The sequence below is a fragment of the Corallococcus silvisoli genome, assembly GCF_009909145.1.
Lineage (GTDB): Bacteria > Myxococcota > Myxococcia > Myxococcales > Myxococcaceae > Corallococcus > Corallococcus silvisoli.
Genome location: NZ_JAAAPJ010000022.1, coordinates 72,537 through 95,714, shown reverse-complemented (window position 1 = coordinate 95,714; position 23,178 = coordinate 72,537). Strand labels below are relative to the sequence as shown.

General features: G+C 71.7%; 22 protein-coding genes. 17 read left to right on the top strand and 5 right to left on the bottom strand.

Annotated elements, in window-relative coordinates:
- The first annotated feature begins 80 nt into the window (after nt 1-80).
- The 3 genes from GTY96_RS33075 (at nt 81) to GTY96_RS33065 (ending at nt 3,239) form a co-directional block, all read left to right on the top strand.
- Nucleotides 81-1,685 carry a serine/threonine-protein kinase gene (locus GTY96_RS33075; protein ID WP_161666785.1) on the top strand — a complete coding sequence of 535 codons (1,605 nt, stop codon included), beginning with the start codon at nt 81-83 and terminating at the stop codon, nt 1,683-1,685.
- A 74-nt stretch (nt 1,686-1,759) separates the two neighbouring features.
- Complete coding sequence (locus tag GTY96_RS33070) at nt 1,760-2,614, top strand: ATP-grasp domain-containing protein (protein WP_161666784.1); 855 nt, start codon at nt 1,760-1,762, stop codon at nt 2,612-2,614.
- Nucleotides 2,615-2,702: 88 nt separating this feature from the next.
- On the top strand, nt 2,703-3,239 hold the full coding sequence (locus GTY96_RS33065) for an FHA domain-containing protein (protein WP_161666783.1): 537 nt from the start codon (nt 2,703-2,705) through the stop codon (nt 3,237-3,239).
- A gap of 133 nt (nt 3,240-3,372) precedes the next feature.
- Here the strand turns inward: GTY96_RS33065 and GTY96_RS33060 are convergent, their stop codons facing one another.
- Entirely contained in the window at nt 3,373-4,929 is a 1,557-nt protein-coding gene (locus tag GTY96_RS33060; protein ID WP_143908220.1) for a serine/threonine-protein kinase, read from the bottom strand.
- A 403-nt stretch (nt 4,930-5,332) separates the two neighbouring features.
- On the opposite strand from GTY96_RS33060, the gene GTY96_RS33055 reads away from it, so the two are divergent.
- The 3 genes from GTY96_RS33055 to GTY96_RS33045 all read left to right on the top strand — a co-directional run bounded on the left by GTY96_RS33055 (nt 5,333) and on the right by GTY96_RS33045 (nt 8,358).
- On the top strand, nt 5,333-5,770 hold the full coding sequence (locus GTY96_RS33055) for a host attachment protein (protein WP_143908218.1): 438 nt from the start codon (nt 5,333-5,335) through the stop codon (nt 5,768-5,770).
- Nucleotides 5,771-5,843: 73 nt separating this feature from the next.
- Nucleotides 5,844-7,736 carry a methyl-accepting chemotaxis protein gene (locus tag GTY96_RS33050; protein ID WP_143908216.1) on the top strand — a complete coding sequence of 631 codons (1,893 nt, stop codon included), beginning with the start codon at nt 5,844-5,846 and terminating at the stop codon, nt 7,734-7,736.
- A gap of 13 nt (nt 7,737-7,749) precedes the next feature.
- Nucleotides 7,750-8,358, top strand: a complete 609-nt coding sequence (locus GTY96_RS33045) for an HAD family hydrolase (protein WP_143908214.1) — start codon at nt 7,750-7,752, stop codon at nt 8,356-8,358.
- A gap of 4 nt (nt 8,359-8,362) precedes the next feature.
- Here GTY96_RS33045 and GTY96_RS33040 read toward each other — a convergent pair whose 3' ends face one another.
- Both GTY96_RS33040 and GTY96_RS33035 read right to left on the bottom strand, forming a co-directional pair.
- Nucleotides 8,363-9,013, bottom strand: coding sequence for a glutathione S-transferase family protein (locus GTY96_RS33040; protein ID WP_161666782.1), 651 nt, complete (start codon nt 9,011-9,013; stop codon nt 8,363-8,365).
- A 38-nt stretch (nt 9,014-9,051) separates the two neighbouring features.
- The gene (locus GTY96_RS33035; protein ID WP_143908210.1) at nt 9,052-9,663 is read right to left on the bottom strand and encodes an adenylate/guanylate cyclase domain-containing protein; all 612 of its coding nucleotides are present in this window, start codon (nt 9,661-9,663) and stop codon (nt 9,052-9,054) included.
- A 335-nt stretch (nt 9,664-9,998) separates the two neighbouring features.
- Here GTY96_RS33035 and GTY96_RS33030 point away from each other — a divergent pair, with 335 nt between their 5' ends.
- From GTY96_RS33030 to GTY96_RS33020, 3 genes are read left to right on the top strand one after another with little or no spacing between them, the layout of a single operon-like run.
- Complete coding sequence (locus tag GTY96_RS33030; protein WP_161666781.1) at nt 9,999-10,820, top strand: hypothetical protein; 822 nt, start codon at nt 9,999-10,001, stop codon at nt 10,818-10,820.
- Complete coding sequence (locus GTY96_RS33025; protein WP_161666780.1) at nt 10,817-11,659, top strand: hypothetical protein; 843 nt, start codon at nt 10,817-10,819, stop codon at nt 11,657-11,659. The genes GTY96_RS33030 and GTY96_RS33025 overlap by 4 nt, the downstream gene beginning before the upstream one ends.
- Complete coding sequence (locus tag GTY96_RS33020; protein ID WP_161666779.1) at nt 11,656-12,549, top strand: hypothetical protein; 894 nt, start codon at nt 11,656-11,658, stop codon at nt 12,547-12,549. The genes GTY96_RS33025 and GTY96_RS33020 overlap by 4 nt, the downstream gene beginning before the upstream one ends.
- Here GTY96_RS33020 and GTY96_RS33015 read toward each other — a convergent pair.
- Nucleotides 12,480-14,558, bottom strand: a complete 2,079-nt coding sequence (locus GTY96_RS33015) for a S46 family peptidase (RefSeq protein WP_143908205.1) — start codon at nt 14,556-14,558, stop codon at nt 12,480-12,482. The genes GTY96_RS33020 and GTY96_RS33015 overlap by 70 nt on opposite strands.
- Before the next feature lie 129 nt (nt 14,559-14,687).
- Here GTY96_RS33015 and GTY96_RS33010 point away from each other — a divergent pair, with 129 nt between their 5' ends.
- Nucleotides 14,688-15,830 carry an esterase/lipase family protein gene (locus tag GTY96_RS33010; RefSeq protein WP_143908203.1) on the top strand — a complete coding sequence of 381 codons (1,143 nt, stop codon included), beginning with the start codon at nt 14,688-14,690 and terminating at the stop codon, nt 15,828-15,830.
- Here GTY96_RS33010 and GTY96_RS33005 read toward each other — a convergent pair whose 3' ends face one another.
- Nucleotides 15,831-16,322 (bottom strand): DUF4442 domain-containing protein, encoded by a 492-nt coding sequence (locus GTY96_RS33005; protein ID WP_143908201.1) that lies wholly within the window; start codon nt 16,320-16,322, stop codon nt 15,831-15,833. It abuts the gene before it with no gap.
- A gap of 79 nt (nt 16,323-16,401) precedes the next feature.
- Between GTY96_RS33005 and GTY96_RS33000 the strand changes: the two genes are divergently transcribed.
- The 7 genes from GTY96_RS33000 to GTY96_RS32970 all read left to right on the top strand — a co-directional run bounded on the left by GTY96_RS33000 (nt 16,402) and on the right by GTY96_RS32970 (nt 23,170).
- Nucleotides 16,402-17,772 (top strand): flavin monoamine oxidase family protein, encoded by a 1,371-nt coding sequence (locus tag GTY96_RS33000; protein ID WP_161666778.1) that lies wholly within the window; start codon nt 16,402-16,404, stop codon nt 17,770-17,772.
- Nucleotides 17,773-17,933: 161 nt separating this feature from the next.
- Nucleotides 17,934-18,491 (top strand): DNA starvation/stationary phase protection protein Dps, encoded by a 558-nt coding sequence (gene dps / locus GTY96_RS32995; RefSeq protein ID WP_143908196.1) that lies wholly within the window; start codon nt 17,934-17,936, stop codon nt 18,489-18,491.
- Nucleotides 18,492-18,585: 94 nt separating this feature from the next.
- The gene (locus GTY96_RS32990) at nt 18,586-19,461 is read left to right on the top strand and encodes an SDR family oxidoreductase (RefSeq protein ID WP_201756630.1); all 876 of its coding nucleotides are present in this window, start codon (nt 18,586-18,588) and stop codon (nt 19,459-19,461) included.
- Nucleotides 19,458-20,075 (top strand): glutathione S-transferase N-terminal domain-containing protein, encoded by a 618-nt coding sequence (locus tag GTY96_RS32985; protein ID WP_143908194.1) that lies wholly within the window; start codon nt 19,458-19,460, stop codon nt 20,073-20,075. The genes GTY96_RS32990 and GTY96_RS32985 overlap by 4 nt, the downstream gene beginning before the upstream one ends.
- 17 nt (nt 20,076-20,092) lie before the next feature.
- Nucleotides 20,093-21,559 carry a protein adenylyltransferase SelO gene (locus GTY96_RS32980; RefSeq protein WP_161666777.1) on the top strand — a complete coding sequence of 489 codons (1,467 nt, stop codon included), beginning with the start codon at nt 20,093-20,095 and terminating at the stop codon, nt 21,557-21,559.
- A gap of 92 nt (nt 21,560-21,651) precedes the next feature.
- Complete coding sequence (locus GTY96_RS32975) at nt 21,652-22,152, top strand: hypothetical protein (RefSeq protein ID WP_235686041.1); 501 nt, start codon at nt 21,652-21,654, stop codon at nt 22,150-22,152.
- 64 nt (nt 22,153-22,216) lie between these two features.
- Nucleotides 22,217-23,170, top strand: coding sequence for a hypothetical protein (locus tag GTY96_RS32970; protein WP_143908189.1), 954 nt, complete (start codon nt 22,217-22,219; stop codon nt 23,168-23,170).
- Nucleotides 23,171-23,178: the final 8 nt, after the last annotated feature.

Sequence of the window (23,178 nt, the reverse complement as noted above, 5' to 3'; positions counted from 1 at the left end):
AAGGTGTGGTAGGAGCACACCCAACGTGTGGGGGAGCCAGCGGATGACGCGGCCGCCCACGTTCTAGAGTAGGGGGGAACATGATTACCCGGAATCCATCCAGCGCCGTGTCGCGCTTCCTGGACACGCACCTGCGCCGCGACGCCCAGGCGCGAGAGCTGTCGGTGGCGCGCTTCATGAGCCTGCTGTCCGGCCTCTGCGTGGTGGTGGCGGCGGCGCTGGGCCCGTCGATGGGCTGGGATCTGACGTTGGCGCTGATGGGCCTCGCGGCGGTGCTGGCGGGCTACTACGCGTGCATGTGGTGGGTGCTGCGCTCGGGCGCGTTCCACCCGGCCATCCCGTGGCTCAACGTCTTCATCGAGGTGAGCATCCCCGCGGTGGTGCTCACGTTCGACCTGCGCTACCAGGGCCCCGTCTACGCCCTCACGGCGCCCACGCTGGTCATCTGGGGCACGCTGGTGACGCTGGCGGGCCTGCGCAGCAACCCGCGGCTGGGGCTGGCGGCGGGCGCGCTGGTGGCGGCGGAGTACCTGGCGCTCTACTTCGGCTTCGTGCGGCCGCTGCTGCCGGAGCAGCCGCTCATCACGCTGGCGCCGCTGTTCATCTGCGTGCGCGCGTTCTTCTTCGTGGCCACCGGGGCGCTGACGGCGACGCTGGCGCGGCACTTCCTGGAGCGCACGCGGAGCGCGCTCGCGGCGCTGCGCGAGCAGGAGGTGATGGGCAAGTACGTGCTGCACGAGCGGCTGGGCGCGGGCGGCATGGCGGAGGTGTACCGGGCCACGTACTCGCCGGAGGGTGGCTTCGAGAAGCAGGTCGCCTTGAAGCGCATCCTGCCGTCGTTCGCGGACGACGCGGCCTTCGTGACCTTGTTCCGCCGCGAGGCGGAGCTGTGCTCGTCGCTGTACCACCCCAACATCGTCCAGGTGTTCGACCTGGGCCGTCACGGTGGCACCTACTTCCTGGCGATGGAGTACGTGGATGGCCTGCCGCTCAGCGGCGTGCTCAAGCCCCAGGGACGCAAGCCGCTGCCCCTGTCCGCCGCGACGTTCCTGGCCGCGGAGCTGGCGTCCGCGCTGGACTACCTTCACCGCCGCACGAGCGCGGACGGAGAGCCGCTGCGGCTGGTCCACCGGGACCTCAACCCGCCCAACATCCTGGTGTCGCGCATTGGCGAGGTGAAGCTGTCGGACTTCGGCATCGCGCGCGACGCGGCCCGCGCCCACCTCACCGTGGCCGGCAGCGTGCGTGGGAAGCTGGGCTACATGGCGCCCGAGCAGGCCATGGGCCAGGACATCGACGGTCGCGCGGACCTCTTCGCGTTGGGGCTCACGCTGCACGAGGCCCTCACGGGGCGGCGCGCGCTGAGCGGCGATTCGGAGGAGATGCTGCTGCGCGCGGCGGTGGATCAGGAGGTCGTGCCGCCCTCGCGGCTCAACCCCGCGGTGCCGCTGGCCCTGGACATGATCGTCATGTCGCTCCTTCAAAAGGACCCGCAGCGGCGCACGCCCAACGGCGCGGCGCTGCGCCAGCAGCTGCTGGCGCTGGAGGGCCCCGCGGCCCCCTTCCCTCATGGACAGGCGGAGCTGGGGCGGGTGGCGCGCGAGGCGAAGGAGCTGGCGCGGCAGCTCCTTCAGGAGACCGACGAGACGGTCGTCCGCGACGTGCCAGCGGTGCGCTCGGCCTGACGAGCGTGGACGCTGCGCGGAGCCAGAGGGCGCGCTAGAACGCGAGGCGTTCCTCCTCCGCCTGGAGCCTCCGCTTGGACATCGCCGTCGTCACCTACGCAGGTATGCCGCAGCTGTATCCACTGGACGCGCCGCTGGTGCCCGCGCTGCGGGCGCTGGGCATGAACGCGCAGCCGGTCATCTGGGACGACCCGGCGGTGGACTGGAGCCGCTTTGGCGCGGCGGTGGTGCGCAACGCCTGGGACAGCCACCTGCGCCGGGAGGAGTTCATCGCGTGGGCGGACCGCGTGGGCGCCGTCACGCGGCTCTTCAACCCGGCGGAGGTGCTGACCTGGAACACGCACAAGGGCTACCTGAAGACGCTGGAGGCGCGGGGGCTGCCCCTGACGCCCACCGTCTGGGTGGCGCCCGGGGGCACGCTGGACGTGGCGGCGGTGGCGCGGGAGCGCGGCTGGGACGCGGTGGTGCTCAAGCCCGCGGTGGCCGCCGGCGGGCTCAAGGTCTTCATCTTCCGGCGCGAGCAGTGGCACGACGCCAGCGCGAAGGTGGAGGAGCTGGCGAAGGAGGGGGATGTGATGGTGCAGCCCTACCTCACCGCTTTCGAGACCGAGGGCGAGCGCTCCTACATCTTCTTCAACGGCGACTTCAGCCACGCGGTGCGCCGCCCGCCCACGCTCGCATCCGCGCCGCGGGGGTTCGCGGAGCCGACGGGCTTCACTCCGGACAACGCGGAGGAGCGGGAGATCGCGCACACCGTGATGGAGGCGTCGGGGGGAAGGCGGCTGTTGTACGCGCGCGTGGACATGGCCACGGACAACGCGGGGAAGCCCCGGTTGCAGGAGGTGGAGGTGACGGAGCCCTGCCTCTTCCTGACGCTCGACGCGGGCGCGCCGGAGCGGATGGCGAGGGCAGTCATCGCCCGCTTGTAGGCCCGTCGCCTCGCCTTTCGACCACTCGTGGACACCCGGGTGGCCTTCAGGGCGACACGGGGACGGCGGATGGGGTTATGACAAGGCCATGCGAGCTCTGTTGCTCTCGCTGCTCATCCGGCAGCACATGGCACTCCAGGAGAAGTTCAACGCCAAGTATCCGCACCCGTGGTTGGTGTGGGAAGCGGGCGCGTGGAACGTCCCCGAGGAGCAGAACGTGGCGGCCACCCGGCTGCCCATGATGGACCTGCGCGACTGCCTGCCCGCGGGCGACGCGCTGTGCTTCGAGCTGATGGGGGTGGCGGATCGCGGCCCCCTCAAGCTGGGGCGCGCGTCGCAGAACACCTTCGTCGTCAACGACGCGACGGTCTCTCGCGAGCAGTTCGCCCTGCACCCCACCTCGGATGGTGGCTGGAAGGTGGAGCGGCTGGCGCAGTCCCGGCCGGTGACGGTGAACGGGGAGGCGCTGGAGGCCGAACAGCCCCGCATCCTGAGGACAGGCGACGAGCTGAAGGTGGGCGACGTGCGCCTCACCTTCCACGATGCCGCGTCGTTCAACGCCCGCATCGCCCGCATCGCCGCGCAGGTGCTGGCCCAGGCTGGAACGCCGCCGCCACAGCGCTGACGGTCGCTCACCGCCACGCGTCGCCGCCTGACGCCTCACGCTGGCGGCGGCCCAGCGGGCGCGCCCCTACCGCACCCCGGTGTCGAGCATCGTGTCCCCGGGGCCGTGGCCATTCACACGGCGCCCCTCGCGCTCACTGCGACGCGAACGGATCATTGACCGCACCCCGACTTCCGCCCTTGCGGCCCGTGCCACGGGTCGGCGCGCGGCGCGGTCCCGGGCTCGCCTTCACGAGCGGCACGGTCAGCTCCGCAACGAAGGCATCCTGCTTCAGCTCCACCGGACGCTCCAACGGCGCGTAGCCGGCCAGCTCCACGCGCAATCGCGGAGGCACCTCCTGCCGGCTCAGCGCCTTCATCAGCGGCGTGACGCCCAGCTCCTCGCCCGTGTCCACGCGGACCACCTTCGCGCCCGGTGGGGACGAGTGCACCGTCAGCGTCACCGCGTCGGCCGCGCCCATCCGCGGCGCGTCGACCGCGCCCATCCGTGGCGCGACGGCCGGGGCCGGAGCCACCGCGACGGACGCCGGCAGCGCCTTGGGCTCGGGGGCGGGCTCGGGCGCGCGCATCGAATGCAGGCCCGTCCACGTGGTGATGCCGGACACCAGCGCGAGCGCCGTCAGCCCCACCACCACCTGGAGCCGCCGGTCGCGCAAGACGCCGGGCACCCGCATGCGCAGGGTGGGCCGCTCCGCCTCCTCCAGGACCTCCGTGCGCGGCGCCTCCCGGGGCTGGGTGGGCATCAGCAGGAGCGATGTGGTGACCTCCGCCAGTTGCTGCGGCCGAGCCTCCGGCTCCTTCGCCAGGCAGCGCATCACCAGCGCCGCCAGCTCCTCCGGGAGCGGCTCGCCCGACGGCAGGTGCGAGGGCAGGGGCGGCGGAGGCTGGGTGATGATCTGCACCACCAGCTGCCCGAACGCCGCGGCCTGGAAGGGCGGGTGGCCGGAGAGCATCTCGTAGAGGATGTTGCCCACCGCGTAGATGTCCGCGCGGGCGTCCACCGGCAGCCCCGCGGCCTGCTCCGGCGCCATGTACGCGGGCGTGCCAACGATGGTGCCATCCAGCGTGCCGGTGAGGTTCACGCCCGTCTGCGTGGTGATGAGCTTGGCGACGCCGAAGTCCAGCACCTTCACGAAGTCCTGCTGTCCGGAGCGCTGGCTGATGAAGAGGTTGTCCGGCTTGATGTCCCGGTGCACCACGCCCACCTGATGGGCCGCGCCCAGCGCCGCGCACACCTGCACGCCCATGCGCTGCACCCGCGCGAGCGTCAGCCCCTCCTCCTTCAAGAGCGCGGCCAGGCTCTGCCCGCGCAGGAGCTCCATCACGCAATAGACGTATCCGTCAGGGGACGCGTCCACGAAGTCGAAGATCTCCACGATGTGCTCGTGGTTGATCTGATTGACGGTGCGCGCCTCCTGGAAGAAGCGCTGCACGAACGAGCTGTCCCGCGCGTGCTCCGGCCGCAGCACCTTGAGCGCCACCTGCCGGCCCAGCCGCACGTGCCGCGCCTGGAACACCCGCCCCATGGAGCCTTCGCCCAGCAGCCGCTCGAGCTGGTAGTTCCCCAGCACCGCGCCCTCCTGGACCTCCAGCCCGGGCGGCGTCATCACGGCCGGGGTCCCGCCCCCGTCGGTCACGGCGCCTCCGGATTCGGACAGGACTGTGTGCGCGAGGAGATCGTCGGTGACCATGGAGAAATCAGGTCTCCATGGCGAGGCGACCCTGCAACCCAAGGGAGGGCATCTATCGTGCGCGAGTGGGTAGAACTTTCGGCACGTGACGATTCACCCGCCCCGCGCCGCGTGGACAGGTGGCGTATGCGACAACCGCGCACCCCGGCTCCACGGACATTGAAATACGTCTCCATACAGCGCACTCCCGTCCTCTCCCCGGCCCAGGATGGTCGCTGCTCGGATGCGGTTGGTCAACGTGGGCGGAGGTCGTCACGCCCTCGGGGACGAGCGGAGTGTTCCCGGCGCACATCGAGCGGCGGCCGGGCTGCCTGGCCTCCGCGCGGCGGGGAGATGACTCGGTGGGGGAAGCTTGCCGAGGACCGGGGGGCTCCGCATCCCTGAAGAACAAGGAGGCGTGAAGATGGCGGACAAGAGGCTCTGGATCCTGGTGGCCAACGCGAGTCGCGCCCGGCTCTTCGCCACGGATGCGAAGGCGGAGAAGTGGGACCTCATCGAGCAGTTCCAGCATGACGAGAGCCGGACCAAGCCCGTCGATCTCTTCAATCAGGCGGACAACCCCAACGCGGGCACGCTGCACGGCCCGGTGCCGGAGAACGACCCCAACGGCCGGAGGGAGCTGGAGCACGAGCGCTTCGCCCGGGAGCTGTCCGGGCACCTGGACCGGGGCGTGGACTCGCACGCGTTCGACCAGCTGGTCATCGCGGCGCCACCGGCGTTCCTGGGCATGCTGCGGGGGCGGCTCAGCACGCGCGTGAGGCAGCGGGTGCGGCTGGACCTGGACGCGGACTACTCGAACCTGCCAGCGAGGGACCTGCCCGACCGCGTCCCGCTGCTCTAGGCAGGCGGCCGGGCGAGGGGTTCGGGGCCCGGGTCTGGTATAGACCTGGGTACCTTCTTCGCGCTGGCGTGCCATGTCTCCATCCTCCTTGAGCTCCCTGACACTGCGTGGGCGGCTGCTGCTGTACATGACCCTGGTGTCGTGCGTGCCGCTCCTGACGCTCACCGGGTTGCAGGACGCGTTGATGCGCCAGCAGACGGAGGCGCAGATCGAGTCCTCGCTGCGCATGGAGGCGGAGGGCTTCAAGGACCTGCTGGAGTCCACCCTGGCGGAGCGCGAGTCGAGCGCGCACAGCTGGGCGGAGGACCCGGTGCTCCGGGGCGCGCTGCGCACGAAGGACGCGGCCGCGAGCGACGCGATGCTGGCGCTGCTCCAGCGGCGCTACCTCACCCTCAACGGCATCGTGCTCTTCAACGACTCGGGCGGGGTGGTCTCCGCGAGCGCGCCCGCGCTGCGCGACGCGTACGCGAAGGGCGCGGAGGCGGTGCGCCAGGCCGCGTGGTTCCGCGAGGCCCAGACCGGCCGCACCACGGCGGAAGGCGTGGAGGCGGAGGACCCCATCTTCAGCGTGCACGTGCTGCCCCTGGCGGTGCCGGTGATGGACGAGCAGGGCCAGCGCCTGGGCGTGCTGCTCGCCGCGTTCGACTGGGGCCAGGTGAAGGAGCTGGTGAAGCCCGCGCTCGCCCGGGCCCAGCAGCGCGGACACCGCAGCTTCTCCCTGGAGGTGCGGGGCGCGGACGGCCGGACGCTGTTCAACTCCGGCAAGGGCGCGCGCGACGACGCGGGCCGCGTGTCCGTGGTGGCGGTGGATGGCCTGGACGTGCGCGACGTGGGGGACGGCTGGAAGTTCATCGCCCAGGTGGACCCGGAGGAGGCCTACGCGCCCCTCAACCAGACGCGCCGGCTGGTGCTGGGACTCGCGGCCCTCTTCGTGGCGGCGGTGGGCCTGGGCTCGTGGGTGATGGCGCGCGGCATCACCCGGCCCCTGCGCGCGCTGAGCGAGGTGGTCCGCCGCGTCGTGAAGGAAGGCGACCTCACGCAGGTGATGGAGGTGAAGGCGGGGCGGGACGAGGTGGGGGAGCTGACGCAGGCCTTCGGGCAGATGATGAAGAACCTGCACGAGACGGCCACCAGCCTCCAGCAGGGCACGCGCGTGCTCAGCGAGACCGTGGCGGAGCTCAACCTGGCCTCCGAGGTCCAGGAGCGCAACGTGGCCCGGCAGGCCGCCGCGCTCCAGGAGACGCAGGTGACGGCGCAGGAGATCAAGCAGACGTCGCTCCTGGCCGCGGAGAAGGCGGAGACGGTGCTGGGCGTGGCGGCGCGCGCGGAGGAGGTGGGCCGCGCGGGCGAGGTCGCCATCCGCGACAGCCTGGGGGGCTTCCAGGGCCTGCATGAACAGTCCGGAGAGATGGCCATGCGCATCGTGCAGCTCAACGAGCGCACGCAGCAGATTGGCGGCATCACCCAGACGGTGAAGGACCTGGCGGACCAGTCCAACATGCTCGCGCTCAACGCGGCCATCGAAGCGGTGCGCTCCGGCGAGCACGGCAAGGGCTTCAGCGTGGTGGCGCGGGAGATCCGCAACCTGGCGGACCAGTCCATCCAGGCCACGGAGAAGGTGCGCGACATCCTGGGAGACCTGGGCCACGCCATCATCTCCACGGCGAAGATGACCGAGCAGAGCCACTCCAGCGTCGCGGAGGGCCTGGAGCAGGTGCGCACCAGCGGCGATCACCTGAAGGAGCTGGCCACCATCGTCCAGGACAACGCCGCGGCGGCGCGGCAGATCGCCGGCGCGGTGAACCAGCAGAACGCGGGCATCGCGCAGATCTTCAGCGCGGTGACGGACCTGTCCTCGATGATGGCGGAGACGCAGGCGAGCCTGAGGTCCACCACCGGCGCGGCGAAGCGGCTGCAGGAAGTCGCGGGCCAGATGGAAGGCGTCGCGCGGTCCTACCGCATCTGACCTGGAGCGCACCGTGGCCGCCGTCCCCGCCGTGAAGGCCGTGCTGCTGGACCTGGGCAACGTGCTGGTGTTCCACGACAACGCCCTGCTCTTCGCGCGGCTCGCGGCGCGGGCCGGGCTGGAGCCCCCGGAGGCGGCGCGGCGGCTCACCGGCGCCGGGTGGACCGCGGCGAACCGGGGCCTGCTGGACGCGGAGGGCATCCGCCGGGACGTGTGCGGCGCGCTGGGCGTGGACCTGCCGATGGAGGAGTTCGCGCCCTTGTGGAGCAGCCACTTCACGGTGCACGACGCCGTGCTGCCGCGCGTGGAGGGGCTCCAGGGCCGGGTGAAGCGGGTGCTGGTGTCCAACACCAACGCGCTGCACGTGGCGTACGTGAAGCCGCTCCTCCCGCTGCTCCAGCGCTTCGACGCGCTCGTGCTCAGCTGCGAGGTGGGGCACGTGAAGCCGGAGCCCGCCATCTACCGGCTCGCGCTGGAGAAGGCGGGCTGCGCTCCGGAGGAGGCCGCTTTCTTCGACGACCTGCCGGAGTTCGTGGACGCGGCCCGGGCGCTGGGGCTGCGCGGGTTCGTCTTCACGGACGCGCCCGCGTTCGACGCGCAGCTGAAGTCGCTGGGGCTGTGAGCGGCTACAGGTAGCGGGCCAGGGGCGGCTCGCCCTGGGCGGCCTCCGTCCACTTGAGCATCGCGGGCAGGCCGAGCACCGCGTCGCGGTACGCGGCGATCTCCGGGCGGAACGGCACGCCGTAGGTGACGAAGCGCGTGATGACGGGCGCGTAGAACGCATCCGCGATGGAGAAGGTGCCGAAGAGGAAGGGCCCGCCCTTGCCATGGCGTTCGCGGCAGCCCATCCACAGCGCCTGGATGCGCGCGATGTCCCCGTGCACGCCCGGCGCGTCCAGCCCCGGCACCGACTTGCGCGCGGTGATGTCCATGGGGAGGTTCGTGCGCAGCGCCTGGAAGCCCGCGTGCATCTCCGCCGTGATGGAGCGCGCCACCGCGCGCGCCGCGCGGTCCTCCGGCCACAGCTTCGCGGCGGGGAAGGCTTCCGCCAGGTACTCACAGATGGCCAGCGAATCCCAGACCACCGTGTCGCCGTGCTTGAGCACCGGCACGCGCCCGCTGGGCGAGTGCAGCGCGATGAGCGCCGCCGTCTCCGGCGTGTCCAGCGGCACCAGCACCTCGTGGAACGGCTGACCCGTGTGGGCCAGGGCCAGGTAGGGGCGCAGAGACCAGGAGGAGAAGTTCTTGGAACCAACGACCAGGGTGAGTTCGGACATGGCGCGGCACCATAGCGCCGCGCGCCCGTCCGTCAGCCTCAACCGTCCACGGGCACGCGCTTACGGCCCAGCAGTGAACGCACGCGCGACAGGAGCGCCCCCTCGCCGCGCTCCTCCGCCGGCGCGTCGATGCGGAACACCGCCACCGGCAGCCGGATGTTCTTCAATTCGTTGCGCCCCAGGCGAACGGGCGGCGCCTTCAGCCGGCCCTCCACCTGCGCCGCCACCGTCTCGCTGACGTAGACGGTGCCCGGCCGGGCCAGGGACTCGATGCGGGCCGCCAGGTTGACGCCCTCGCCGAACACGTCGCCGTCGCGGTGCACCACCATGCCCAGGTGCGCGCCGGCGCGAACGGAGATCCGGCGCTCGGTGGGCACGCCGCGGTTGCGCGCGTCCACGGCCGAGCGCCACTCCAGCGCGAACGACACCGCGGGCAGGCTTGACTCGAACTCCAGGAGGAAGCCGCCCTCCTCCATCCGCTTCACCTCGCGGCCTCCGTGGCGCGACAGCAGGCCGCGCACGAGCAGCCCGTGCTCCTCATGCAACGCGCGTTGGAGGGACTCATCGCGCCAGCGTTGACCTGCGGGGGCCTCCATGTCCGTGAACATGATGGCCGACATCTTCCGGGGCTCCGGGGCCTCCACCACCATCGTGCATCCTCCCTCCCCCCGGCGTGAAACGACCGAGATGCTACCGCACGACGGGCACCGGCTCCCAACCACCCCGGGAAGGCGCCCGGGCGGACGCGTCCCGGGGGACGCAACCGCGCGAAGACAGAGGCGGACCCAGGTCCGCGCTCCCAACGTAGCGCGCCCCTGACGCAATGCACCAACCACCCGGGAGGTTCTGGGTCGTGGTTGTCCAGCACCCGACGCGTCGGGGTGGGAGGCGTCAGGTGCCCGTCAGGTGATGGGGGCGCTCCACGTCCAGCGCGGGCACGGGGGGCCCAGGGGCCATGATCCACTCAGACGAAAAGGTCCGGCAGATGGCGCGCTCGCTGCTGCCATCCAAGAACCGGGAGGCCGCGCGCTCGGCGCGAGCGCGCCTCCACCGCGCGGCCCGCCGGGAGATCCATCAAGAGCTGGCGGAGTGGTCCAAGTCCGGGGACCTGGAGGCGGACCCGCCGGCCTTCGCGCCGTGGGAGGCCCGGGAGATCCGCGACGCGGTGAACTGGCGACGTGGCGGCGACAAGGTGAACCCGTTCATCCGCTGGGCCACCGTGCGCACGCGCGGGCTGCGCCGGGAGGATCGCCTGAGCCACGTGCGCAGCCTGGTGTCCAAGGGCGTCATCGGCGAGCACGCGCTGGGCCACCTGGAGGACACGGCCGCGTTCCGGGACCCGGTCGAAGCCGCGTGGCGCAACCGCTCTTGGCTGCGCCATGGGCGGCGCCGCCGGGCGGGCCTGATGGACCGAGGAGAGCAGGCCCAGCTGCTGCGCGCGCTGCTGGAAGAGGCCGACGGTCAGCGGACCCTGAATCGCTTCCTGCGCGAGCGTCACCCGTGGCCCCGGACGCTGACCGCCCCCGCCGCCGCCCCGTGCCACCACCGCCCCCGAGCGATGCCGCCGTACCGCCCGCTGCTCGGCGCGCACGACGTGCTCCCCTTCCTGGACTCGCTGGAGCCCAACGCGCACGGCCGCTACTCCTCCGCCTGGGGCACGTTGACGCCGCCCGTGCACTGGATGCGCCTGTTCCTCCAGCGCTTCAAGGAACACCGAGGCCACATCCCCTCCGTGCGCGCCACGCTGGAGGCCGAAGGGCTGCTGAAGCCGCTGCCCCCTGAAGGCGTGAGGGCCCCCGGACGATGATCCACTCCGACGAGAAGGTCCGGCAGATGGCGCGCTCGCTGCTGCCGTCCAAGAGCCCGGCGAATGCGCGCTGGGCTCGTGCGCGGGTGCACCGCGCGGCGCGCAGAGAGGTCCACGAGGAGCTGACGGCCTGGTTGAAATACCGGAACGTGGAGGTGGACGCACCGCCCTGCGCACCATGGGAGGACGCGAAGATCCGCCAGGTGATGGACCACCGGCGGGCCGGCGACAAGGTGAACCCGTTCATCCGCTGGGCCACCGCGCGCACTCGCGACCTGCCTCGTGAAGTCCGCCGGAGCTTCGTGCGGGGACTCCTGCCCCAAGGGGTCATCGGCGAGCACGCGCTGGGGCACCTGGAGCAGACGCCCGCGTTCGAGACGCCCATGATGGCCAAGGAGCGTGAGCGGCACCAGCAGCTCCAGGCCTTGCGCGACAGGGGGACGCGACAGGACCGGGGTGAGCAGGCCCAGTTGCTGCGCGCGCTCCTGCTGAAACCCGACGGGCAGCGCACATTCAATCGCTTCCTGCGCGAGCGTTACACCTGGGCGTCGTCGCAGTGCAACCGGGCGGCCTGGCCGCGGCGCGAGGGCCTTCCGCCCCACCGGCCGCTGCTCGGAGTGCACGACGTCCTTCCCTTCCTGGACACCGTGAAGCCCGACCGGTGGGGTGGCTCCGTCCGAGTCTGGGGGATGTTGGATCCGCCGGCGCACTGGATGCGCCTGTTCCTCCAGCGCTTCAAGGAACACCGGGGCCACATCCCCTCCGTGCGCGCCGCGCTGGAGGCGGAAGGGCTGCTGAAGCCACTGCCCCCTGAAGGCGTGAGGGCCCCCGGACGATGATCCACTCCGACGAGAAGGTCCTGCAGATGGCGCGCTCGCTGCTGCCGTCCAAGAACCGGGAGGCGGCGCGCAAGGAGCGGGCCGTCGCGAACCGCGCGGCACGGCGCGAAGCCCGGCGCGAGCTGGAGACGTGGTTGCGCTACGGCGACATGGAAGCGGACGCCCCCCCGAACGCGCCCTGGAGGAAGGGAGAGATTGAGTTGATGGTGTACGGCCGGCGCGCCGCGGACAAGGTAGCGCCATTCATCCGCTGGGCCACGGCCCGCACGCGCGACATGCCCCATCAAGCCCGCGAGGGCTACGTGCGCGGAATCCTCCCCCCGGGAGTGATTGGGAGGCACGCCTGGTCCCACCTGCGGCAGGAGAACGCCTTCACGGATCCCAATGAAATCGAAGCAAGCAGGGAGCACTGGCGCTACCAGCGACTCAGGGTCCTCAAGCGGGAGCGGCGGGAGATGGCCGATGCGCTGCGGGAGCTGCTCCTCCAGCCCGAAGGGCTCGACACCCTCAACCTCTTCCTGCGCGACTGCACCGCCCTGTGGGCGTCACGGCCGTCGCGATTGGCCTGGATCCGCGGCATGCCTCCTCCGCCGCCCCGCCCGCTGTACGGACCGCATGACCTCTACCCGTTCCTGGACTCGATCAAGCTCGAGGCCCGGGGCGCGTCCTTTCTCTCCTGGGGACGGTTGGAGTCGCCCGCGTCCTGGGTGCGCCTGTTCCTCCAGCGCCTCAAGGAGCACCGGGGCCGGCTCCCCGCCCTGCGGGCCACGCTGGAGGCGGAGGGCGTGCTGACGCCCCTCCGCCCCCCATGGCCCCCGCCTCAGCGGGCCGGAGCAGCCGGCGCGACCTGGGCGCCCTTCAGCTCGTTGACCACGCGCGTGGCCCCGTAGACGTGCTCCAGCGCGGCGAGGATGCCGTCGCCGTGCACCGCCACCGCGCGGTTCGTCTCCGGCACGTAGGCATAGCGGCCCCCCAGCGACGGCAGGTTGCCGTCGAAGATGAGCCCCACCACCTGGCCGTCGCGGTTCACCACCGGCGAGCCGGAGTTGCCGCCGATGATGTCGTTGGTCGTCGCCATGTCCAGCGGCGTCCCCTCCGCCACCTTCCCCTTCGCCTTCACCCACGGCGCCGGCAGCTTGAAGGGCTCCTTGCCGGTGTCGCGCCCGTACGCGCCGCCGAACGTGGTCAGCGCCGGCACGGCCTTGCCGTTGTCATCCCAGCCCTTCACCTGCCCGTAGTTGAGCCGGAGCGTGAAGGTCGCGTCCGGTGCGCCCGCCGTCCCGTTCACCGCGAGGTACGCCTTCGCCAGCCGCTCACCGTTGCGCTTGAGCACCGCCTCCACCGTGTCCTCGTAGCGCTTGCGCGACGCGCGCGTCTCCGCGTCCACCTTGCGCGCCAGGACGATCATCGGATCCTGCGACGCGTCCACCGCGGCCTTGCCGCCCTCCAGCAGCGCCTTGCGCACCTTCACGTCGCCCAGCTTCGTGCCGCGCACCAGCGCGCGCGCCAGGTCCGCGGGCGCCTCCTTGCCCAGCACCAACCGCACGAAGGGATCATCCGCGCCCAGCGTCTCGCGCAGCTTGTTGAAGCCGAACGTCATCTCCAGCGCCTCCAGCTCCGCGGGGATGGGCACCTCGCGCAGCAGCCGCTGCTTCAGGCCCGGGAGCTGGCCGTCGGTGTACTCGCGCAGGCGCTCCGCGTTGGGCTTGGGCAGCTCCTCCGCCGCGCGCACCAGCGCCTGCGCGTGGGCGAAGAGGTCGGAGCGGAACGCGTCCCCCGCGCCCTTCATGCGGTGGTCGTTCATCATCCGGCGCCACGCGTCCAGCGCCTGCGACGTCTCCTCCCACATGCCCTGCGTGAGGGCCTTCGCCTGGGGGTTCGCCTCGATGCGCTTGCGCAGGTCCGCCTCCTCCTGCCGCTTGAGCGCGAGCACCGCGGGGTCCGCCAGCATCTCCTGCCGGCCCTTGAGGGCCTTCAGGCCGTTCTCCACGCCGCGCAGGCCGGAGCGCGCCACCCGGAAGCGCTCCGGCGAGGAGCTGGCGAACTCACGCAGCATCCCGCGCATCTCCGCCAGTTGGAGCAGCGTCTGGGGCAGCGCCACGTCGCGCTGGAACTCCAGCTCCGCCACCGTGCTCTTGCGCTCCGTGCCGCCGGGGTGGCCGGAGACGAACACCAGGTCGCCCTCCTTCGCGCCCTCCTTCGCCCACGGCAGGTAGTCCGGGCTCTTCGCGGGCGCGTCGTCCTGCCACACGCGCACGAAGGACACGTCGTAGCCGTAGCGCGGGAAGTTGAAGTTGTCCGCGTCGCCGCCGAAGGCGGCCATGGAGAACTCCGGCGCGAAGACGAGCCGCACGTCCTGGAAGCGGCGGTACTTGTACAGCTGGTACTTGCCGCCGTTGTAGAGCGTCACCACGTCGCAGCGCACGTCACTGCCGGTGGCGCACGCGGCCTCCACCGTGGCCGTCTCCTTCTTGAGCGCGGTGTTGAAGGCCGCGCCCGTGAGGCCCTTCGTCGCCGCGTTCATCCGCTCGGTGACGTCCGTCATCTCCACCAGCTGGTTGGCTTCAATCTTGGGACAGCGCCGCTCCTCCTTCGCGCTCTTCGCCTGGAAGCCCTTCGCGAGCAGGTCGTCCTTCGCGGTCGTCAGCTCCTCGATGCAGCTGCGCACGCAGTGGTGGTTGGTCATCACCAGGCCGTCCGGCGACACGAAGCTCGCGGAGCACCCGTTGGCCAGCCGGACGGAGCCCAGGCGCACCTTGTCCAGCCAGGCTTGGGTCGGCTCGAAGCCGTAGGCCTTCTTCACCTGGGCGGCGGGGAAGCCGTCATAGGTCCACATGCCCTCTTCCGCGGCGGCGGGGAGGGACCACAGCAGGCCAAGCGCGAGCAGTCGGCGGTACACGGAGGGTCTTCCTTCTGGGTAGGGGGAACGGGCAACCGGTTTTGTCAATACGCCCGGGCGCGCGTCAACCGCGCGGGGCGCCGGGTATTCCAAGCCGGTCCGCGAGGCGTGGGGTATGCTGGTCGACCCATGTCCGCGAAGCACCATGTGTACCTCGTTCCCGGTTTCTTCGGCTTCACCAACCTGGGCGAGCTCCTCTACTTCGGCCACGCGTATGAGTTCCTGAAGAAGGACCTCGCCCGCCGGGGGGTGGACGCGGAGGTGGTGACGGTCGTCTCGCACCCCACCGCCTCCATCCGTCAGCGCACCGCGGACCTGCTCAAGGCCGTGCACGACACGGCCTCCGGGGACGACGGCCCCATCCACCTGGTGGGCCACTCCACCGGCGGGCTGGACGCCCGGCTGTTCGTCAGCCCCGGCGCGCAGGTGTCGGACGCGCTGGAGCTGGAGCCCTTCGCGCGCCGGGTGCGCAGCGTGGTGACGGTGTCCGCGCCGCACGCGGGCACGCCGCTGGCCACGTTCTTCCTGGGCCTGTTCGGCCAGCAGCTGCTGAAGCTCCTGTCGCTGTTCACCATGTACGTGCTGCGCTTCGGCCGGCTGCCCTTGAGCGTGGTGTTCCGCTTCGGGCACCTGATGGCGCGGGCGGATGATCAACTGGGGTGGAAGGCGACGCTGTTGGATCAGCTCTTCGACCAGCTCCTGGGCGACTTCTCCAGCGAGCGGCGCGACGCGGTGGCGAAGTTCCTGGGGGACGTGGGCCACGACACGTCCCTCATCCCCCAGCTCACGCCGGAGGGCATCGACCTGTTCAACGGCGGCACCCACGACCGGCCCGGCGTGAGGTACGGCTCCGTGGTGACGCAGGCCCGGCCGCCCTCCTTCCGCACGCGGCTGGCGGCGGGCATGGACCCGTACGCGCAGCTCACCCACACCATCTACGCGTTCGTGTACGCGCAGACCCAGCGGATGCCGCTCACGCAGCTGCCCCTGCACACGCCCGCGCAGACGGCGGCGCTGGTGCAGGCCTACGGCGCGATGCCCGGCCCCACCGCGTGCGACGGCATCGTGCCCACGCGCTCGCAGGTGTACGGCCGCGTGCTGACGGCCGTGCGCGCGGACCACCTGGATGCCATTGGCCACTTCGACCAGCCGGCGCACCAGCCTCCGCACGTGGACTGGCTCATCTCCGGCTCCGGCTTCCGCCGCCCCCAGTTCGAGGCGATGTGGAAGACCATCGGCGACTTCCTCCTGGAAGAGGAGGCGCCGCGCTAGCTACCCGCGCTTGAACACCGCCAGGAAGCGCGCCTCCGCGACGCACTGGCCGTCGGTGCCCGACAGGCGCACCGGGATCCAGGCCTCCGCCTTGTCGCCCTTCGAGGCGAGCCCGGACGCGAGCCCCGCGAGCAGCTCCTCCGGCGGTTCGCACACCGCGCTCACCGCCGACTTCGCCTTCGCGTGGAAGGCCACCTCCATGCGGTTGACCAGCATCTTGTACTGACTGGGGGGAAACCGGCGGAAGAGCATCACGCCCATCGTCAGCTCCATCACCGTCACCTGGGCGCCCAGGTACACGCTGCCCACGTGGTTCTTCGTCTTGCGGTCCAGCGGCACCGTCGCCTTCACGCGCGCGTCCGTCACCTCCTCCACGCGGTAGCCCATGGCCGCCGCCAGCGGGACGATGTTCTTCACCGCGAGCGTCGTCAGCGCGTTCGCCGCGCCCGGTGACACCCGCCGCACCTTCTCCACCAGCTCCAACGCGAACATCCGGTCCTCCACCCTTCCCGTCTGACGTCCCGCCCGCATCCTAGCCACGCGCCGCGTCCGGCATAGAGTCGGAGGCCCTATGGACCTGCGCGTGGACGTGGTCGTCATCGGCGCGGGCGTCGCGGGACTCACCGCCGCCCGGCACATCGTCCGCACCGGCGCCACCGTGGCCGTGCTGGAGGCGCGCGACCGCGTGGGCGGACGCACCCTCACCCGCGACGTGGGGGGCGGCCCCGTGGACCTGGGCGGCCAGTGGGTGGGGCCCCGGCAGCGCCACGTGCTCAAGCTCGCGGACACCCTGGGACTCCAGCGCTTCCCCCAGCACCACCAGGGCACCAAGGTGCTGGAGCTGCGCGGCGAGCGCCGCACGTACCGGGGCAAGGTGCCCGCCCTGCCCCTGCTGTCGCTGCTCGACCTGCAGCGCGTCATCTGGAAGCTGGACGGACTGGCCAGGCGCGTCCCCCGCGAACAGCCCGCCGCCGCGCCGAAGGCCGCCGCGTGGGACGCCCTCACCCTGGAGGACTGGAAGCAGCGCCACGTGCACACGTGGGGCGCCCGCGCCGCGCTGGACATCGCCACCCGCGCGGTGTTCGCGGCGGAGCCCTCTGAACTGTCGTTCCTGGACTTCCTCTCCTACGTGCACTCCAGCGGCGGCCTCATGCCCCTGACCGAGGTCGAGGGCGGCGCCCAGGCGGAGCGCTTCGTGGACGGCGCGCAATCCCTCTCACGCCGGCTGGCGGAGGCCCTGCCCCCGGACCGCGTCTTCCTCCGTGCGCCCGTGAAGGCCGTGCTCCAGGACGCGGAGGGGGTCACCGCCATCACGGAGGACGGCCGGACCTTGCGCGCGCGCCACGCCGTGGTGGCCACTCCGCCCGCGCTCGCGGAGCGCATCGACTTCGGCGGGGACCTGCCCCCGGGCCGCCGCCTCGCGCACGCGAACATGCCCATGGGCAGCGTCATCAAGGTCGTGGCCACCTACGCCACGCCGTTCTGGCGCGAGGCGGGCCTGTCCGGCGAGGCCGTCAGCGACGTGGGCCCCGTGCGGCTGTGCTTCGACGACTGCGGCCCCGGGGGACACCACCCCGCGCTCGTGGGCTTCTTCCTGGGTGACACCGCGCGGGCGTGGACCGGCCGCCCCACGGTCGACCTCCACCGCGCCGCGCTGGCGGACTTCGCGCGCTTCTTCGGTCCCCAGGCCCTGGCGCCCGTCGCCATCGCGGCGCTGGACTGGAAGCAGGAGCCGTTCAGCAGCGGCTGCTACGTGGGCCTGCCCCGCCCCGGCACCGTCACCGCCATCGGCGACGCGCTGCGGGCGCCGTTCGGCCGCGTGCACTGGGCCGGCACCGAGACGGCCATCGAGGGCCGTGGCTACCTGGACGGCGCCGTGGAGTCCGGCGAGCGCGCCGCCACGGAGATCGCCGCCCGGCTGTCCGCTCCTGTCGCCACGTAGGCGGGCGGGACGCTCGGCCGCCTGCCCTTCGAGCCAGCCGTGCGGCCAGGCGGAGCACGCCGCGCCATGGCCAGGGACGCCGGCCATCCCCACCCTGTGGGGGGCGCCGCGACGTCATGCCGACGGCCTGCCGTGCGCCACCACTGATGAGGACTCGGACCATGTACTCCACCAGCCACGTGAACCTTCCCCAGGCCGCGCGCGAAGAGCTCATCGACATGCTCAACACCTTGCTCGCGAACGCCATCGACCTGCACTGGCAGGTGAAGCAGGCGCACTGGAACATCCGGGGCACGCACTTCTACAGCCGCCACCTGCTCTTCGACGAAGTGGCCAAGCACGCGCGCAAGCAGGCGGACTCCTACGCCGAGCGCGCCGGCGCGCTGGGCGGCTATGCCCAGGGCACCATCCGCCTGGCCAGCCACAACAGCCAGCTGCCCGAGTACGACCTGCAGGCCGTGGACGGCGAATCGCACATCCGCGCGCTCGTCGAGCGCGTCGGCCGCTACGCCGCCAGCCTCCGCGACGGCATCACCCGGTCCGACAAGCTCAATGACCCCGTCACCGCGGACATCCTCACCCAGACCCTGGGCGAGACCGAGGAGGACCTCTGGTTCCTGGAGAGCCACCTCAACGGCGACGCGCGCACGGGCGCCACCCCCACCAAGGGCGGAGGCCGCCGGGGCCGCGCCGAGGACATCGGACACGCCGCGACCTGAAGCGGGCCGCTCCACCTCCCCGGGCAGGTTCTCCTGCACGGGGAGGGGCCGAAGCGTATAGAACGCGTCCCCGGATTCCAGGAGGGCGCGGCGCATGTCGACGAAGCTTCGGGAAGACCGTCTGGATGGCAAGGTGTGCCTCATCACCGGGGCCACCGGTGGCATTGGCCAGGAGACGGCGAAGGCGCTGGCGCGCGGGGGCGCCACGCTGGTCCTCTCCGGCAGGGATGAGGCCCGCACGGCGGCCACCGTCGCCGCCGTGCGCGAGGCCGCCCCTGACGCACGGGTGGAGTCGCTGCTCGCGGACCTGTCCTCGCTGGCGTCGGTGCGCGAGCTGGCCCAGGCGTTCCGCGCCCGCCACTCGCGGCTGGACGTGCTCATCAACAACGCGGGCCTCATCATCGACCGGCGGCGGGTGACGGTGGACGGCTACGAGGCCACGTTCGCCACGAACCACCTGTCGCACTTCCTGCTCACGCACCTGCTCCGCGACCTGCTGGTGGCCAGCGGCCCCGCGCGGATCCTCAACGTGTCGTCGCAGGGCCACCGGCTCGCGCGCGCGGACTTCCTGGACGACCCGCAGACGGAGCACCACCGGTACGACGGCATCCGCGTCTACGGCAACGCCAAGCTCTCCAACATCCTGTTCACGAAGGGGCTCGCGAAGCGGCTCCAGGGCACGCGGGTGACCGCGAACGCGCTGCACCCGGGGGTGGTCCGCACCGGCTTCGGGCACAACAGCGAGGGCCTCTTCCGGCACCTCGTGAAGCTGGCCGCGCCGTTCATGCTGTCCTCGGAGCAGGGCGCGCGGACCTCCGTCTATCTGGCGTCCTCGCCGGAGGTGGCGGGCGTCAGCGGGGAGTACTTCATCAAATGCCGCAAGGTGAAGCCGTCGTCCGCCGCCCGGGACGAGGCGCTCGCCGAGCGGCTCTGGCAGGTGAGCGAACAGCTCACCGGAGTGAAGGCATGATCGACCTGTACACGTTCAAGACCCCCAACGGCCGCAAGATCTCCATCGCCCTGGAGGAGCTGGGCATCCCGTACAAGACGCACACGGTGGACATCAGCAAGGGCGAGCAGTTCAAGCCGGACTTCCTGGCCATCAACCCCAACAACAAGATTCCGGCCATCGTGGACCACGACGCGCCGGGGGGCCGGCCGCTGGCGCTCTTCGAGTCCGGCGCCATCCTGCTGTACCTGGCGGAGAAGACGGGCGCGCTGATGCCCTCGGATCCGCGCGGCCGGGCGGAAGTGACGCAGTGGCTGATGTTCCAGATGGCCGGCGTGGGCCCCATGATGGGCCAGCTCAACCACTTCGCCGTCTACGCCAACACGAAGATTCCCTACGCCATCGACCGCTACCGCAACGAGAGCAAGCGCATCCTGGGCGTGCTGGACCGGCAGCTCGCGTCGCGCGACTACCTGGCCACCACCTACTCCATCGCGGACATCGCCACCTATCCCTGGCTGAAGGTCGCGCGCGACATGCTCCCCGACCTGCTGGACGGGACGCACAACCTGCTCCAGTACCTGCACCGCGTGGGCAGCCGTCCCGCCGTGCAGCGGGGCATGCAGGTCCCCTGACGCTGGTTGTGCGGACCATGGCCCTGCTCGAACAACTCGTCTTCGACAACACCTACGCCCGCCTGCCCCCTGGGTTCGCCGCCCGGGTGGCGCCCGCGCCCTTCCCGGACGCGCACCTGGTGAGCGCGAACCCGGCGGCGCTGCGCCTGCTGGGGTTGGACGCGGGGGAGGCCGCGCGCCCGGAGTTCGTGCGCGTGTTCGGCGGGGCCACGCCCCTGCCCGGCATGGAGCCGTTGGCCATGGTCTACGCGGGGCACCAGTTCGGCGTGTACGTGCCACGCCTGGGGGACGGCCGCGCGCTGCTCCTGGGCGAGGTGCGCACCCCGGATGGCGCGAAGTGGGACCTGCACCTGAAGGGCGGCGGGCCCACGCCCTTCTCGCGCGGCGGTGACGGGCGGGCGGTGCTGCGCTCCACCGTGCGCGAGTACCTGGCGTCGGAGGCCCTGCACGCGCTGGGCGTCCCCACCACCCGGGCGCTGTGCGTGCTGGGCGGCCGCGCGCCGGTGTACCGCGAGGACGTGGAGACCGGCGCGATGCTGGTGCGGCTGGCGCCGTCGCACGTGCGCTTCGGCACCTTCGAGTTCTTCCACCACACCGACCAGCCCGAACACGTGGCCGCGCTCGCGGAGCACGTCATCGCCGGGCACTTCCCGCACCTGGTGGGACAGGAGGGCCGCTACGCGCGCTTCTTCGCGGAGGTGGTGGAGCGCACCGCGCGGCTCGTGGCGCGCTGGCAGGCGGTGGGCTTCGCGCATGGCGTGATGAACACCGACAACCTGTCCATCCTGGGGCTCACGCTGGACTACGGGCCCTACGGGTTCATGGACGACTTCGACCCCGGCTTCATCTGCAACCACTCCGACCCCCACGGCCGCTACGCGTTCGACCAGCAGCCGCGCGTCGCGCTGTGGAACCTGGCCTGCCTGGGCGAGGCGCTGCTCACGCTCATCACCGAGGACGAGGCCCGCGCCCTGCTGGGCCTCTTCCAGCCCACGTTCGCCGCGCACTTCCTCGCGCGCATGCGCGAGAAGCTGGGCCTGACGGAGGCGCGCCAGGAGGACCGTCCGCTCGTGGAGGACCTGTTCGCGCTGCTGGCCGGCTCCCACGTGGACTACCCGCGGTTCTTCCGCGCGCTGAACCGGTTCGACTCGGGGCCCGGCGCCCCCAACGACGCGCTCCGCGACCACTTCCTGCCTCCGGAGGGCTTCGATGCCTGGGCCGCGCGCTACCAGGACCGCCTCTTGTCCGAAGGCAGCGTGGACGCGGACCGCCACGCGCGCATGGACCGCGTCAACCCGAAGTACGTCCTGCGCAACTGGGTGGCGCAGCAGGCCATCGCCCGAGCCCAGGAGGGTGACTTCGCGGAGGTGGACCGCGTGCTCGCGCTGGTGTCCGCCCCGTTCGATGAACACCCCGGCATGGAGGCCTACGCCGCCTCGCCGCCGACATGGGGCCGGCACCTCGTGGTCAGTTGCAGTTCCTGAGGCGCGTGCACTGCCGGGCCCGGGGGATGCCGGGCGGGCAGGCGGGCGCGCTCGGGCGGGAATCCCGGGAGCGGGTGCCTAGCTTGGAGGGCATGATCGAACCGCCCACTCCGCCCCGCATCGTGTTCCGTGCCCTGGGTCCCGGCCTCGTCGGCGCCACCGCGCTCACGCTGGTGCACGAGGGCGCGCGGCGCGTGTTGAAGCACCCGCCGCGCCTGGATGTGCTCGGCACGCGCTCCCTGAAGAAGGGCATCCGCTTCTTCGGCGGCGAGCCCGCGAAGGGCCGCAGGCTGCACCGTCAGACGCTGGCGGGGGACCTGGTGTCCAACGGGCTCTTTTTCTCGCTGGTGGCCCTGGGGCGCCCGAAGCGGCCCTATCTGCGCGGGGTGGTGCTGGGGCTGCTCGCCGGAGTGGGCTCGGTGGTGCTGCCGCCGCGGCTGGGGCTGGGCAAGGCCCCGTCCAGGGCCCGGCCCTCCACGTCCCTGCTCACCGTGGTCTGGTACACGCTGGGGGGACTGGCCGCGGCGCGGGCCACCCGGAAGCTGCTCGCCCACCGCGACCCGGCGCTGTCCCTGGTGCGGCCCATCGGTTAGCGCGCACCCCGGCGAGGGCGGGTGACTGGAACAGGCCCCGCGCGGTGGACTACAAGTCGCCGCGATGCCCGACGTCACCATCCCCGCCGGAGAGCTGAACGAATTCGACCTGCCACCGGTCTGCATCATCACCGGTGAACGGGAGGGCGTCGTCTTCAAGCCCGTGAAGTTCGCCTGGTATCCGCGCTGGATTGGATTCCTGGTGCTCCTCAACGTGCTCATCGCGCTCATCGTCGCTTCGGTGATGACGAAGCGCGTGAAGGGGACCCTGCCCTTCACGGAAGCAGCGTGGAGCCGGTGGAAGCGGGGGCAGCTCATCATGGTCGCCGCCTGCGTGCTCGCGCTGGCGCTGTTCTTCGGCGGCTTCGCCCTGCTGCTGGGCGAGGACCCGACGCCGCTGGGGTTCGTCTCGCTGGCGCTGAGCGTGGCGCTCCCCGTGGCGGCGTGGATGTATTTCCTGCGCGACCGGGCGCCGCGGGTGGTGCGCATCGACAAGGAGGCCATCGTGCTCTCCATCCCCAACGCGGAGGCCGCGTTCGGCATCACGCACCGCGCCCTGTCCGACCGCTACACGGGGGACCTGCCAGAGGTCGAAGTGGATGAGACCGGCGCCCCGGCTCGCGCCGTCTGCTCCCGGCACCCGGACATCGTCGCGAACTGGGTGTGCACCCGCTGCGGTGCCTTCATCTGTCCCCGGTGCGAGAACCGCGTCCGCCGTCACGCACCTCCGCTGTGCCCGGGCTGCTGGGAGCTGAGGGGCCGCACCGTCCCGAAGCCCGTGGGGAACGAGGGCCCCGACCTCTCGGCGGCGGGCATCGGCTTGTGGGTGGGACTCATCTCGGTGATTCCCATGTGCATCCCCGCCCAGGTCGTGTCGGTGGTGCTCAACACCGTGAACCTGGTGCGCAACCGGCATCCGGACTCGCCCCAGCTCAACCGGAGGAAGGCCATCGCCGGACTCGTGCTCACGGGGATCGGCGTGTTGCTGACGGTCGCGCTCCGCAACCTCCACGTCTGATGCCCGGC